At 68.2% G+C, this 13,561-nt stretch carries 14 protein-coding genes; 8 read left to right on the top strand and 6 right to left on the bottom strand.

Annotated features, from left to right (window positions below):
- The first annotated feature begins 3 nt into the window (after positions 1-3).
- Together cycA and AC1PME_RS18980 are read left to right on the top strand one after the other, a co-directional pair.
- The gene (gene cycA / locus AC1PME_RS18985; protein WP_254459374.1) at positions 4-1,374 is read left to right on the top strand and encodes a D-serine/D-alanine/glycine transporter; all 1,371 of its coding nucleotides are present in this window, start codon (positions 4-6) and stop codon (positions 1,372-1,374) included.
- Positions 1,375-1,657: 283 nt separating this feature from the next.
- Entirely contained in the window at positions 1,658-2,578 is a 921-nt protein-coding gene (locus tag AC1PME_RS18980) for a CorA family divalent cation transporter (protein ID WP_481096701.1), read from the top strand.
- Positions 2,579-2,591: 13 nt separating this feature from the next.
- Here AC1PME_RS18980 and AC1PME_RS18975 read toward each other — a convergent pair whose 3' ends face one another.
- On the bottom strand, positions 2,592-3,776 hold the full coding sequence (locus tag AC1PME_RS18975; RefSeq protein WP_481098152.1) for a nucleotidyltransferase domain-containing protein: 1,185 nt from the start codon (positions 3,774-3,776) through the stop codon (positions 2,592-2,594).
- Positions 3,777-4,125: 349 nt separating this feature from the next.
- Here AC1PME_RS18975 and AC1PME_RS18970 point away from each other — a divergent pair, with 349 nt between their 5' ends.
- From AC1PME_RS18970 to AC1PME_RS18955, 4 genes are read left to right on the top strand one after another with little or no spacing between them, the layout of a single operon-like run.
- Positions 4,126-4,671, top strand: coding sequence for a phage tail protein (locus AC1PME_RS18970; protein ID WP_481096700.1), 546 nt, complete (start codon positions 4,126-4,128; stop codon positions 4,669-4,671).
- 24 nt (positions 4,672-4,695) lie between these two features.
- Complete coding sequence (locus tag AC1PME_RS18965) at positions 4,696-5,247, top strand: phage tail protein (RefSeq protein ID WP_481096699.1); 552 nt, start codon at positions 4,696-4,698, stop codon at positions 5,245-5,247.
- 24 nt (positions 5,248-5,271) lie between these two features.
- Complete coding sequence (locus tag AC1PME_RS18960) at positions 5,272-5,853, top strand: phage tail protein (RefSeq protein ID WP_481096698.1); 582 nt, start codon at positions 5,272-5,274, stop codon at positions 5,851-5,853.
- The gene (locus tag AC1PME_RS18955) at positions 5,853-6,362 is read left to right on the top strand and encodes an N-acetyltransferase family protein (RefSeq protein ID WP_481096697.1); all 510 of its coding nucleotides are present in this window, start codon (positions 5,853-5,855) and stop codon (positions 6,360-6,362) included. The genes AC1PME_RS18960 and AC1PME_RS18955 overlap by 1 nt, the downstream gene beginning before the upstream one ends.
- Here the strand turns inward: AC1PME_RS18955 and AC1PME_RS18950 are convergent.
- The 4 genes from AC1PME_RS18950 to AC1PME_RS18935 all read right to left on the bottom strand — a co-directional run bounded on the left by AC1PME_RS18950 (position 6,359) and on the right by AC1PME_RS18935 (position 9,222).
- Entirely contained in the window at positions 6,359-7,177 is an 819-nt protein-coding gene (locus AC1PME_RS18950) for a sulfotransferase domain-containing protein (protein WP_481096696.1), read from the bottom strand. The two genes, AC1PME_RS18955 and AC1PME_RS18950, sit on opposite strands and share 4 nt — an antisense overlap.
- The gene (locus AC1PME_RS18945) at positions 7,174-8,082 is read right to left on the bottom strand and encodes a hypothetical protein (RefSeq protein WP_307546787.1); all 909 of its coding nucleotides are present in this window, start codon (positions 8,080-8,082) and stop codon (positions 7,174-7,176) included. The genes AC1PME_RS18950 and AC1PME_RS18945 overlap by 4 nt, the downstream gene beginning before the upstream one ends.
- 26 nt (positions 8,083-8,108) lie before the next feature.
- Complete coding sequence (locus tag AC1PME_RS18940) at positions 8,109-8,390, bottom strand: PqqD family protein (RefSeq protein ID WP_481096695.1); 282 nt, start codon at positions 8,388-8,390, stop codon at positions 8,109-8,111.
- A gap of 91 nt (positions 8,391-8,481) precedes the next feature.
- Positions 8,482-9,222, bottom strand: a complete 741-nt coding sequence (locus AC1PME_RS18935) for a methyltransferase (RefSeq protein WP_481096694.1) — start codon at positions 9,220-9,222, stop codon at positions 8,482-8,484.
- A gap of 351 nt (positions 9,223-9,573) precedes the next feature.
- Here AC1PME_RS18935 and AC1PME_RS18930 point away from each other — a divergent pair, with 351 nt between their 5' ends.
- Positions 9,574-11,589 carry an asparagine synthase-related protein gene (locus tag AC1PME_RS18930; protein ID WP_481096693.1) on the top strand — a complete coding sequence of 672 codons (2,016 nt, stop codon included), beginning with the start codon at positions 9,574-9,576 and terminating at the stop codon, positions 11,587-11,589.
- A gap of 243 nt (positions 11,590-11,832) precedes the next feature.
- Here the strand turns inward: AC1PME_RS18930 and AC1PME_RS18925 are convergent, their stop codons facing one another.
- The gene (locus AC1PME_RS18925; RefSeq protein WP_307546779.1) at positions 11,833-12,198 is read right to left on the bottom strand and encodes a hypothetical protein; all 366 of its coding nucleotides are present in this window, start codon (positions 12,196-12,198) and stop codon (positions 11,833-11,835) included.
- A 302-nt stretch (positions 12,199-12,500) separates the two neighbouring features.
- Between AC1PME_RS18925 and AC1PME_RS18920 the strand changes: the two genes are divergently transcribed.
- The gene (locus AC1PME_RS18920) at positions 12,501-13,400 is read left to right on the top strand and encodes an AraC family transcriptional regulator (RefSeq protein WP_254459362.1); all 900 of its coding nucleotides are present in this window, start codon (positions 12,501-12,503) and stop codon (positions 13,398-13,400) included.
- Positions 13,401-13,561: the final 161 nt, after the last annotated feature.

Below are 13,561 nucleotides of genomic sequence, written 5' to 3'. Positions count from 1 at the left end.
CCCATGACCGATCCGTCCGCCCAGCCCGACCACCTGCAGCGCAGTCTCTCCAACCGCCACCTGCAGCTGATCGCGATCGGCGGGGCGATCGGCACCGGCCTGTTCATGGGCTCGGGCAAGACCATCAGCCTGGCCGGGCCCTCGATCCTGTTCGTGTACCTGATCATCGGCGTGATGCTGTTCTTCGTGATGCGCGCGATGGGCGAGCTGCTGCTGTCGAACCTGGAGTACAAGTCGTTCATCGACTTCTCCACCGACCTGCTGGGGCCCTGGGCCGGGTTCTTCTGCGGCTGGACCTACTGGTTCTGCTGGATCATCACCGCCATCGCCGACGTGATCGCGATCGCCGCCTACGCGCAGTTCTGGTTCCCGACGCTGGCGCCCTGGATCCCGGCGATGTTGTGCGTGCTGTTGCTGCTGGGGCTGAACCTGGTGACGGTGAAGCTGTTCGGCGAAATGGAATTCTGGTTCGCGCTGATCAAGATCATCGCGATCTGCGCGCTGATCCTCACCGGCGCCGGTCTGGTCGCCTGGGGCTTCCAGTCGCCGTCCGGGCACGTGGCCTCGTTGGCCAACCTGTGGAACGACGGCGGCATGTTCCCGATGGGGTTGGGCGGGTTCTTCGCCGGGTTCCAGATCGCGGTGTTCGCCTTCGTCGGCATCGAACTGGTCGGCACCACCGCTGCCGAGACCGCCGACCCGCGCCGCAACCTGCCCAAGGCGATCAACTCGATCCCGGTGCGCATCCTGGTGTTCTACGTGCTGGCGCTGGTCGCGATCATGGCGGTGACGCCGTGGCGCGAGGTGGTGCCGGGCAAGAGCCCGTTCGTGGAGCTGTTCGTGCTGGCCGGCGTGCCGGCCGCGGCCAGCCTGATCAACTTCGTGGTGCTGACCTCGGCCACCTCCTCGGCCAACAGCGGCATCTTTTCCACCAGCCGCATGCTCTACGGCCTGGCCGAGGAGCGCCACGCGCCGCGTGGCTTCGCCCGGCTCTCGCGTGCGGCGGTGCCGGCGCGCGGCCTGCTGTTCTCCTGCGCCTGCCTGCTCGGCGGCACCGTGCTGATGTACCTGATCCCGAACCTGGTCACCGCCTTCACCCTGGTCACCACGCTGGCCGCGGTGCTGTTCATGTTCGTCTGGTCGCTGATCCTGTGCGCCTACATCGCCTATCGACGCAAGCGCCCGCAGCTGCATGCGGCCTCCGCGTTCAAGATGCCCGGCGGGGTGGCGATGTGCTACGTGTGCCTGGCGTTCTTCGCCTTCGTGCTGGTGCTATTGACCCTGCAGGCCGATACCCGCCAGGCGCTGTTCGCCAGCCCGGTGTGGTTCCTGCTGCTGGGCGTGGGCTATGCGTTGAAGCGCCGCAGCGCCTAGGGCGGGTCACCAATTCCCGAGTATGCCGCGTTGGGTCTGGCAGGCGCGCCTGCCAGGCCCAACCCGAATGGCCGCGGTTGCGCGCGCCCGTGGCCGCGTCATCGCTCGGGCGTGGACGCACGTCCACTTCCTCGCGCTTCCTTGCCACAGGCGCGCGCAATCGCGGCGCGGCATGCTCGGGGATGGATGACACGCCCTAGCCTGAACCGGTGCGCGCGGCAGTCGTTGACGCTCCGCGCGCGCTGGCGGATGCTCGCGGCCTTTCCTGCGCGAGCCAGCACCGATGATCACCCTCCATCGCCTCGGTGGCACCTCCGACACGCCGGTATGCTGGGTGGACCTGTGCCGGCCGAGCGAGGCGGACCTGGCCGAGGTCGACCGCAAGGTCGGTTTCGCCGTGCCGACCCGCGCGGCCATCGGCGAGATCGAGTTCAGCAGCCGGGTGCGGGTGGAGGGCGACGTGCTGTTCCTCAACGTGCCGCGCTTCCAGGACGCCGACGGCCCGACCGCGCCGCTGGGCTTCGCAGTGTCGCCGCGGGTGCTGGTGACCCAGCGCGAACAGCCGATGGCCTCGCTGGACGCGGTGCTCGTGCAGTTGCAGCACAGCCCCTGCCGCAGCACCGACGACCTGCTGCTGCGGCTGCTCGACGAACTGGTCGGGCGCCTGGCCGACCGCCTGGAGGGGCTGGAGGCGCAGATCACCGAGACCACGCGTGCGGCGTTCGCCAAGCCGCATGCGCGGCACAAGGCGCGGCACCTGGAGCGGATGCTGCACGACGTCGGCGACATGGGGCGGCGCCTGGGCGGCATGCACAACGCCGGCCACGGCCTGTTGCGCCTGGCCACCTACCTGGACGATGCCGCGCCGGCCTGGTTCGGCGAGGGCGCGGCCAAACGCATCGGCCTGCTGCACAAGGATCTGTCCACGCTCATCGAATTCGAGCAGCACCTGGACGACCGCATCGAATTCCTGCTCGACAGCGTGCTGGGCATGATCAACGTCGACCAGAACAACGTGATGAAGGTGATGGCGGTGGCCTCGGTGGTGGGCATCCCGCCGACGGTGCTGGTCGGCATCTGGGGCATGAACTTCGCGCACATGCCCGAGTTGAAATGGCATGACGCCTACTACTGGGCGCTGCTGGTGATCGCGCTGAGCGTGGTGCTGCCGCTGGCCTGGTTCCGCCGGCGCGGCTGGATCTGAGCGCGATCGCCACTCAGTCCGGGCTGTGCCGCGTGCCGCGGCGTTTGCGCAGGTGCTGCCTGGCCAGACGTAGCGCACGCAGTCCCGGATAGGCCCAGTGCAGCGCCCGCGGCAAGGGCGTGGCCAGGCGGTCGTCCTCGGTGGGCGCCAGCAGGAACGGGATCAACTGCAGGCGGCCGCGCCAGTTCGATTGCAGCGACAACAGGCGCAGGGTATAGCGTGCCATGCCGAGCCGGGCGGCCAGGTCGGCGCCGCGATCGGAGCCGAGCGCGTCCAGGTGCGGCAGCAGCGTGTCGGCGGCGAAGCGGGCGCTGCGCAGCAGGGATGCCGGTTCGCGCAAGGCCGCGGGCACGGGCGCACCGAGCGCGGTCTCGGCGAGCAGGACGCCCAAGGCCAATTGCCGTTCCACGCCCAGTTGCCGTGCCAGGGCCAGGGTGGCGGCCCAGTCCTGCGACGGGCTGCGCAGCGCCTGCGCGAGATCCACCAGCCAGAAGGCGCGGTGCCAGTTGTGCTTGGTGCCGTGGAAGGCGGCATACACCACCGCCAATGGTGGCGCCAATGTGGTCACCTGCACCCCGGCCACGCGCACGGCGGCAGTGTGGTGGTCCCACAATGCCGCCGGTTGCAACGGAAATTCGCGGGCCTGGTTGGCCAGGCGCAGGTGCAATTCCAACTCCAGCCCGCTGTCGGCATGGCGCAAGGACAGGGCGTGATTGTCGCGCACGTAGCGATCGAGCGCGCGCGCCGCGTCGGGGTCGAGCCGATACCCCAGGCGTTCCAGCAGCGGCAGTACGCGATCGCGGTCGGCCGCATCGATCAACACGTCGATATCGCAGGCCTCGCGATGCTGCGGGGTGCCGAACAAGGCGGCGTAGCCCTGGCCCTTGAGCAGGCAGTGGCGCAGTCCCGCATCGTCCAGGCACTGCACGAGCGCGCGCAGCGCGGCGGTCTGCTGCAGCGTCTGCACGAGCATGCGCCGTTGTCGCTGGCGGAGCGCATCGCGGAGCGGCGCCGGCATGATGCCCCCCAGTGCGTTGGCAGGCGGCAGCGCAAGCGCGAGGCGATGCTGCGCAAGCACGCGCGCGAACGCCGGCGGATCGATCGCGCTCGCATCGCACGATGCGGTGTCTGCGCGCAGGACGCGCAGCGCGTAGTCGAACGCGGGCGACCAGCCGGAGCCGGTGTGCGGGCACGTCACCACGGGCGCTGTGTCGCGTCGCGCGCGCGATCGGCAATCGTGCCCAAGACTGGAGGTCGATCATGCATTGCAGTGGATTTGTATCTATGTGTAGACAAAATTTGCTGGCGAGGCCGCATCGCGCATGCAGAAGGACGTGCTAAGTGGCTCAGCGCACACATGATTCCGGTTCGTTCCCCAGGTTGTTTCGATGCGTATCAGTCTTGGACTGATGTATCGGTTGCACGCGCGCTGTGTAGCATACCCTTGACATGCGGCGCGATGCTCTGCGCGGCCTGGGGGAACGTTGGGGACGCATGCGATCGGCGACGCGACGCACGCGACGTGTTGACATCTGAGGAGCCGCTCTATGAATGAGACCGATGCGTTTGTGGGCGAAATTCGCCTGTTTCCGATCGACTGGGCACCCGATGGGTGGTTGCCATGCGATGGCCGCTCGTTGCCGGTCGGCCCCAATTCCATACTGTTTTCGTTGATCGGCACCGAGTTCGGTGGCGATGGCGTTAACACGTTCAATCTGCCCGACTTGCGGGGCCGCGTGCCGGTGAGCCAGGGCGTCAACCCGCTCGCCTCGCCGCCGGTGTCCTATAAGGTCGGCAGCTATGGCGGGCTGGAGAGCGTGGCGCTGACCGCTGCGCAGGTGCCGCCGCATACGCACGATGTGCGTGCGGTTGCGGCGCCAGCCACGACCGCTGCGGTAGTGAGTGGCGGAAATGACTTGCTGGCCGAACCCGAGGCGTCGCGGAACCTGTATGCGCAAACCGGCGCGTTCGCCGCGCTGGCTGCCGACTCGGTGAGCCGAGCCGGTGGTGGTGCCGCCCATGACAACATGCAGCCATCGCTGGTGCTGAATTTCTGCATCTGCACGGTAGGCGTCTACCCGCGCCGCCCCTGACACTGGCCACAAAGGAACGACACCATGGATGCCTACATCGGTCAAATCATTCTGTTCGCTGGCAATTACGAGCCCAAGGACTGGGCGTTCTGCGACGGGCGCCAACTCCAGATCAACAACAACATGGCGCTGTATTCGCTGATTGGCACCACCTACGGTGGCAACGGCAGCACCACCTTCAATCTGCCGGATCTACGTGGTCGCGTGGCGATCTCGCAAGGGCAGGGGATTGCGCGTGCGCCGGCGCCACAACTGACTGCGCGTGTGCTGGGGCAGAATTTCGGCACCGAGACGGTGACGCTGCAACTGGCCGAGATTCCCTCGCATCAGCATACGCTGCAGGCGTTCAATGCCCCTGCATCTTCGCCGGAACCCGGCGGGCGGTTGCTCGCCGTCACCCAGGGGAGTGAAACGGCGTACCTAGTCCCCCCGATTGGTTCGAACCCCGCCGACATTGAGTTGGGGGCCAATGCGGTGGGCATGGCCGGCGGCAGCCAGCCACACAACAATCGCATGGCGACGCAGACGCTGAACTATCTGATCTGCCTGAACGGGTACTACCCGCCGCGGCCGTGACCGACCATCGCAAAGGAGTTCGACATGTCCAATAGCTTTATCGGCGAAGTGCGCGCGTTTCCCTACAACTTTGCGCCGGAAGGCTGGCTCGATTGCATGGGGCAACTGCTCAGCATCCACGAGTATTCGGTACTGTTCGCGGTGATCGGCTTCACTTACGGCGGCGATAAGCAGAACACGTTCGGCTTGCCGGATTTGCGCGGCCGTGCGGTCATCGGCTTGGGACAAGGACCAGGTTTGAGCAACTACACCATCGGTCAGCCGCATGGCACCGATTTCGTTGGTCTATCGCTGACGCAGCTGCCCGCCCATACCCATACCATCACCAGCAAGTTCCTGCCGCCCAAGGCTTGGCCGGGGGCTGCCGTCAGCACGCCCAGCCCGATCGCGTACCTGTCGCGCTTGCTTAATCCTACGACGTCGCCGCCGACCTCGTACAAGGCGTATGCGCCGGCGACTCAACCTATTGTGGATCTGGCGTCCACGGCACTATCGCCTTTTCCGTCAGATGCGCAGCAGGCGCAGGTGCACGAAAATCGTCAGCCTTTCACAACGATTCGCTACTGCATCTGCGTCAACGACGGCATCTTTCCATCGAAGCCGTGATGCCATTGCAGTTCGCTTGCCCGGCATCATTGCTTGCGCGGGGCATGGCGATGCGTCCTGAATGCAGCGCCGACGTGCCGGAGCTGCGCGCCATGTTCCGCGCCCAGCGCTGGGCGACGTTCGCCATGCTGCCGTGGGACGATGCTGCGAAACAAGCGCTGCTCGATCAGCAGTTCGATGCGCAGCAGCGCCATTACGCGATGACCCACGCGCAGCGGTTGTTCCTGGTGCTGATGGAGCGCGAACATCTGGCGGGCAGGCTCTACCTGGGCCATGGCGCATCCGGCGAACTGTGTCTGCTGGATATCCTGTTGTCGCCGGATCACCAGGGGCGGGGCATCGGCACGATATTGATCGACGCTGTGCTGAAGCAGGCCGCGGCAGAAGGTCGGCACGTGGTGCTGGAGGTCGACAAGCGCAATCCTGCTGTCGATCTGTATGCGCGGCTCGGCTTCGAGGCGGTCGCCGATACCGGTGTCGGTTGGCGCATGGCCTGGGCCTCGGCCTAGTAGCCCAGCCAGGCCATCACGACGCCATGAGCGGCGCGCAGCCGCTCGGCTTGCGTGGTGTCGAGCGTCTCGCGCCAGGTGCCGGCCTGGCCCCGACGAAAGAATCGTGCCTGCCCGCGGCGGCGTTCGATGAAGCCCTCACGCGCTTCAGTTTCGCGCAGAGCCTCGAAGCGGCAGGCCGCGACCGCGCGTGCGAGATGCGGCGACGCGGTTGGTAGCCGGAGGAACGCGGCCAGGCGCGCCGCTTCCTGCAGCGGTTGCGCCAGCAGGTCCTCGTAACGCAGCAGCAGCAACGGTCCTGGTGCGCGTTGCAGCCACGACGCCGCGTGGCTCGACCAGGCACCGAAACGTTGCGGGGTCTGTGGCTGGTAGCCGGCGAGGCTTCGGCTCATGACCAGTTCGGTATCGCTCATCCGCGCGATCGCCGTGTCCAGGTCCACGCGCATGTGATCGGCCCAGGAGGGCGCGACGTCGCGCGGATCGCGCACGATGTACACCGTGCCCAGCGTTGCGTCCGCAGGAAACAGGGTCGGGTCGTAGCGGTCGTGCACCTTGAGCAGGCTGACGCCATGCGCCGCGCAACGGCTATAGGCGGCGGCACGCAAGCGGTGCAGTTCAGCCGGAAGCAGATCGCCGTTGTCCACGTCGACGAAGCGTTCCAGCCAGCTTCGCGATGCGGCATTGGGCAGGGTCCGACCCAGGCTGCCGAGGTCGATGCGTGCGGCGCCGGTCTGCAGGCTGGAGATCAGACAGCGCACCCAGGTGTTGCCGGATTTCGGGTAGGAGGCGATCCAGACGATGCCGCGCCGGTTCACGCCAGGCCGCTTTCGATCAAGTCCGCGGTGGCCTCCAGTGCCTCGAAGCGGCGCGGTCGCTGCAGGCGCCAGATTGGTACCTGGCGTGCGATCGCCGCGGCTTGCGCGAAGGTGGTGGCGCGCAGGCCGAGCCGGGCGGCCGCCTGCGGCCGGGCCAGATTGGCGTGTAGCAACGGCAACGCCGCCGCTGGCGAGCAGCGCTGCAGGCGTGGTTCCGGCGCGTCCTGCAGGAGCACGATCGCATCCAGCGGTGCGGGCGTCGCATCGAATCCGGCGTGCGGGCGCAGATCGAACTTGTCCATGCCCTGGCGCACCTGTGGCAATCCATCGCTGGAGATATGCAGGGCGTGCAGCGTGTCGTGCCAGAGCTTCAGGCGTGGAAAGGCCGGCAGCACCGTGATGCCGTGGTCGTCGTCCTGGATGACCGTCAGGTCGTCGCTGAGCAGGCGGTGGCCGCGCTGCAGCAGTACCGCCGACAGCGTGGACTTGCCGGCGCCGCTGTGGCCGGCGATAGCCAGGGTGCGTTCGCCGACGCGCAGGCAGGCGGCATGTAGGGGGAACAGTCCACGTTGCAGGCACAGGTACCCGAGCGCCGAACCGAGCAGGAACAGCCGCCAACCGTCGTCGTCGCGATCCAGGCGTTGGACCCGGATGAAGCGTCCGCCTTGCACATGAATGCGGACCAGATCGGGAACCTGCAGCAGCACCGAGCCGTCGGTGCCAATGCTCAGCCAGGTGCCTGGTGGTTCGGTTGGGTCGAGACGGTCTGGTACCTGCGTTTCCTCGATGAGCACATCGACGCCGACATCGGCGCTGGCGGCAGCCAGCCAAGGCGGCAGCTCCGGCAGCGACAGGGTGCTGCGCACACGCCAGCCGCACAGCAGATAATCGCGCGCCTGCGCCATCGCCGCCGCGTTGCCGATTGCGCAGTTCAGGCGCGGATCTCGATGGCGCCGGCGTCGCGCAGGGTGTCCAGCAACGCGACCACGTCGGCTTCGATGGTCGTGCGCGCGCCTGCATAGTCGGTGCACAGACGATCGCACAGGGCAGCGAGCGTGCAGGGAGCTGCGAGCATCGACCAGATGTGCCTGCCGATGGGATCCAGCGAAAGGTACAAGCCACGCTGGGGGCTCATGATCACCAGTTCCTCGCCCATCTCGGCGGCCAGGCAACCAGGGGTCTGCGCGATCACGGCATTCGAATCGATGCTCATGCGGAGGCGTGCGAGTCAGGAAGCGGCACCTTACCCGGGAAACGCCTGCGCTGAAAAGCGGTGCCGGCACTGCGGGAGTTCTTGCGCCGGATCAGTCGCTGGGCTTGGCGCGGCGGCGAAACACGGCTTGCTCATCGAACTGAACCGACAAACGCACATTGTCCGGTCCGAACAGCGGGGTATCCGCGCGCGGTTGCGTCGGCACGCTCAGCACCGGATCGAACCAGCGCGCCGCCTGCGTGTCGCGCAGGCGGAAGTTGGCATGGCGCAGCACCAGCAGTCCGCTCGGGCGCAGGCAGCGGGCGAAATCCAGCAGTTGCGCCTCCACGTCCTCGAAGCGGATCAGATGCTCGCAGCGTTCGCCGCGATGCCTGGCCAGGTCGCCGCGACGCAGCACCGCCAGGCAGAAAATGGCGTCGTAGGCCGCGTCGGCTTCGTCCGCGGTATTGCCGGCGACGCGGAAGCTCAGCCCCGGATCGGAGTGCGTGCGCTGCCGCTGCCGGCAGGTGGCGATGTGGCCGGGATGGATGTCCAGGCCGGTGATCGCGGCCTGCGGGAAGTACGTGCGCAGGCTGAACACCTCTTCGCCGCTGGCGCAGCCGAACGAGAGCAGGCGCAGATCGGTCGCCGCGCCCAGGGACGCCTGCGCGAACGCGAACAGTGCCGGATACCGGTCCATGGCGGTGGTGGCGTAGTCCTGGAACAGGGGAGCGGCGGAGGTTGCGTGCAACCACGCGTAGGTTCGGCCCTCGCGGTTGCGCAGTGCGCGGTACAGCAGACGGACACCGTGGATCGACAGCAAGCGTCGCCAATGGATCTGCGGCAGGTTCATCCGTGATCGCTATCCTGGAATGCCGTGGGCTGTGATGCACATGGACAGGATGCATGCGCTGAAAACGTATGTGTAGGCAGGGAGCGACATGCGGTGGTAATGTAGCCAAGGCAGCACCAGCTTAGCCTGCCGCCAGGATCGTTGGCGGGCGTCAGGCGCAGCCGCAGGGGGCGGGGAGGTGTCTGCACTGGCGATTGCTTCGATCCAGGAGTCGTCCTCCATGCAGTCGGCTACTCGAGTCGGCCCGTTGAAGACAGAAGGAACTTGCGATGAACGAGCACAACCCGGGAGTGTCCCCATCCGCTGCGCAAGACGGGCGCATGCCTTGGTCGGCACCGACGGTGGCCTTCCTTGCGATCGACGAGACCGCGACCAACGCTACTTCTGGTAACGACGGCAACGGTCCGACGACCGGTTCCTGAGCGGTCCCGGCTTGGCGTAATGAGTGAGTTCGCCGGCGTCTGGCGGCTGGACGATGCGCCGGTCACGCCGGCAGACCTCCAGCGGCTCGGTACGGCACTGGACGGGCGCGGGGTTGGTCCGCCGCGGGTGTGGCAGGACGGGCCGATGGCGATCGTCCACCGTCAGCGTGTCGTCACCACAGAGGATGCTGGTGAGGCGATGCCCTGGGTCGGTGCGTCCGGCGCGGTGCTGGCCGCGGATGTCGTGCTGGCCGCGCGCAGTGAATTGATCCACGCGCTGGGAGCGCCCGCCAGCAGGTCCGACACCGACGGCATGCTGCTGCTGGAGGCGCTGCAGCGCTGGGACATCGGGGCATTGCAGCGCGTGTACGGTTCCTATGCCCTGGCGCTGTATCGGCCGGATCGCCGGCGTTTGCTGCTGGCGCGCGACATCCTGGGGTTGCGCCCGCTGTTCGTGCACCGCGGACCGCGCCTGATCGCCTTCGCCACGCGCTTGCGTGCGTTGTTGGCGCTGCCCGGGATGTCGTGGGCGCTGGACGAGCAGATCCTGGCCGATCAGTTGATCATGGACCGGACGCGGCCGGAACGCACGATCTATCGCGCCATCGATCGCGTCCCGATGGCACATGCGCTGGTGCTCACTCCCGAGGCGACGCATCGCCAGCGCTGGTGGTCGCCGCCGGATGCGGGCTCGTTGCGCATGCGCGACGATGCGGAAGTCGAGGTGGCCGCGGCTGACGTCCTGGACCGGGCCGTCGCCGATGCGCTGCGTGCACGAGGGCCGGTGGCGGCTTGTCTGACCGGTGGGCTGGACAGCGGATCGGTCGCGCTCTCGGCTGCGCGGCAACTGGCACCGGCGCGCTTGCTTGCGTTGACACGGGTGCCGCAGGCCACGACCGCGGCGGCCTCCGCGACCCACTATTACGACGAGACGCCGCGCGCGCGCCTGCTGGCGGCCAGCCACCCGGGGATCGATTGGCGCATCGTCGGTGACGATGCCGAGGATTGGGGCGAGCACGATGCCGAGCGCTGGTGGCGGGAAAGCGGCCAGCCGGTGCGCGCGCCGTTGAACATGGCCTGGTTCTTCCCGCTGCACCGTTTCCTGCATGCGCGCGGCGGCCAGGTGCTGATCGGGGGCGAACTGGGCAATGCGTTCTTCAGCTACGACGGTCTGCTTCGGCTGCAGCAGTTGTGGCGCGAGCGTCGGTGGGGCGCGCTGCTGACGCAGGCACGCGCCTTCGGCAAGCGCGAGGGACTGAGTCTGCGCAAGACATTGCAGCGTTACCTGCTGCGCCCTTACGCGCCGGTGACACTGCTGCGCTACTGGCATCGGCTGCCGGCGGCGGTGTGGGAGCGCGATGCGCTGTTGCACCCCGCATTTGCGCGCGAACTCGGCCTGCATCGAACGCTGGACCGAAGCCTTTATCGGATCCGCCTGGGCGGCCGCCATCGATCGTTGCACGCCCTGCGCGACTGGTTGCTGGGCAACGCCGCCGCCATGGACGATTGGGGCGCGCTGCGCGCGCTGTCCGGCATCGACATGCGCATGCCGCTCGGCGATCGCCGGGTGATCGAGTTCTTCGGCGCGCTGCCGCTGGACCAGTTCCTGCGCGATGGCGTCAGTCGCTCGCTGCCGCGCCGGTTGCTGGCCGCGCGCGGCGGGCCGCCGGAGGTCCATGCCAACCGGGCCGTCGGCGTGCAGCACGGCGACTGGTTCGCACGTCTGAGCGCGCAGCGCGGCGCGATGCAGCGGCAGCTGGCCGTGGTGCGGACCTCGCCATCGGCCAATCGCGTCCTCGACCTGCCGCGCCTGCAGGCCTTGCTGGATCGCTGGCCGCAGGATGCCGCCGCAGCCGAGCCACGGCGCGGCGAGTATCTGCAGACATTGTCCTACGCGCTGCAGATGGGGGGCTTTCTTGCCTGGCACGAGCGCGGCGGTGTCTGAACGCGCCGGCCATGTGGACACGGCGCTTCCTGCGGCCGGAGTGCGCCAAGGTTCGGATCCGCGCCGCAATGCACCCGGCGCGGCGGCCGAGCCCGTCGTTTTCGCCCGGACGTGCTTGTCGCGCTTCCATCCGGGCGCGCTCGGGAGGTACCGACGCGGATGCCGATCGGGCTGCGGTCGCTGACCTGGTTCGCCGTGGTGGTCGGATCCGCGCGGGGACGCGCGCGGCGCTGACCGCGCGGATCAGGCGGCGAGGCTGTCGGCCGCCTCGGTGGCCTCGGCCTCGGCCGCGTCCTGCTCCTCGCCGCTGACGTGCTGCACCGGGGCGATGTCCCACGACACCGTGTCCGGATCGATCAAGGCGTGGATCGCCGCGCCATGCAGTTCGCGCATCAGCCGCCGCGCCGACGCGGTGCCGTGCGCGACGCTGTCCCACAGCACCATGTCGACCACGCTGCCGTCGCGGCGGCGGGCGATGCGCCGCGAGCGGAAACCGGGCTGGCGCTGCAGCCAGGCGTCGACCTCGGCGTTGGCGCGCAGGAAGGTGCGCCAGGTGCAGTCGTGCAGGCGGAAGGTGGCGATTTCCAGGGCTTCGGTATGGGGATGCATCGGTCTCTCCTGCGGTCTGCGTCGCCCGCATGGCGCGCTGGCGGCGACGCGGCAGCGCGACGGCGGGCGTGGGGGAAGGGACAGGGCCGTACGGCCGGAACAGGCGGGCGGGAGCGGGCGTTCCGGGACGGCGCCGGGGCGGGAACCGGCCGAGACAGGATGCTGGCGCGCGCCGCGCACGCGTTAGCGCGATCCAACGGAATTCTTGTACGATCCTGCAAGCCGCGTCGCGCCGTGGTCCGTGCCGGCGCAGCATCGTGCAAGCTTCGCTTCCTCCTCCGCACGCTACGGCGCCCTTGCCGATGACCGCGCTCGCCCACCGTTACCAGGAGATGGCCGCCCTGGTTGCCCGATTGGCCACTCCCGATGGCGACCACGAGACCGCCATCGAGGGCTTCTTCTGTTCCTACCGCTCCGCGCCGTCGCCGAAGATGCACACCGCGCAATGGCCGTGCTTCGCGCTGATGCTGCAGGGCGAGAAGTGCCTGACCCTGGGCAGCGAGGAATACCGCTACGGGGTGGGCACGTATCTGCTGGTGACGCTGGATCTGCCGGTGGTCTCGCGGATCACCCAGGCCAGCCCGGAACAGCCGCTGTTGGGCGTGGGCATGTCGATCCGGCCGGACCGGCTGCGCGAACTGCTCGAGCGCATCCCGTTGCCGCCGCAGGTCGGCGCCGAGCGCCCGCGCGGGGTCTCGGTCAACACCGCCTGCCCGGACCTGCTGGACGCCACGCTGCGCATGCTGCGGCTGTTGGAACGCCCGGCCGACATCGCGGCGATGGCGCCGCTGATCGAGCAGGAGATCCTGTACCGCCTGTTGGTGGGGCCGTGCGGGCCGAACCTGCTGCGCATCGCGCAGGAGGACAGCCCCAGCAACCGCATCGCCAAGGCCATCGCCTGGCTGCGCCAGCACTACGCCGAGCCGCTGCGGATCGAGGATCTGGCGCGCCAGGTCAACATGAGCGTGTCCTCGCTGCACCACCATTTCAGCGCCGTCGCGGCGATGACGCCGCTGCAGTACCAGAAGCAGTTGCGCCTACGCGAGGCGCGGCGGCTGATGGTGGTCGAACGCATGGACGTGGGCGCGGCCGGCTACCGCGTCGGCTACCAGAGCCCGTCGCAGTTCAGTCGCGAATACAGCCGGCTGTACGGGCGTTCGCCGCGCAGCGACCTGGCCGAACAGCTCGGTCTGGCCGGCTGAGCTGTTCGGCGCTGCGCGCGCTGCGTTGGCCGTATGGCGTAGCTGCGGTGCCGGCCGTGGTGCTGCTCGTTCGACGACAGTGCACCTCGAATCGCTCCGGGATGCGTCCCGTAGGAGCGGCTTCAGCCGCGACCGGGCGTTCCCGGTGAAGCCCGTCGCGG

Source organism: Xanthomonas sp. NCPPB 901, assembly GCF_056725085.1.
This window is presented reverse-complemented; position numbering and strand designations above follow the sequence as displayed.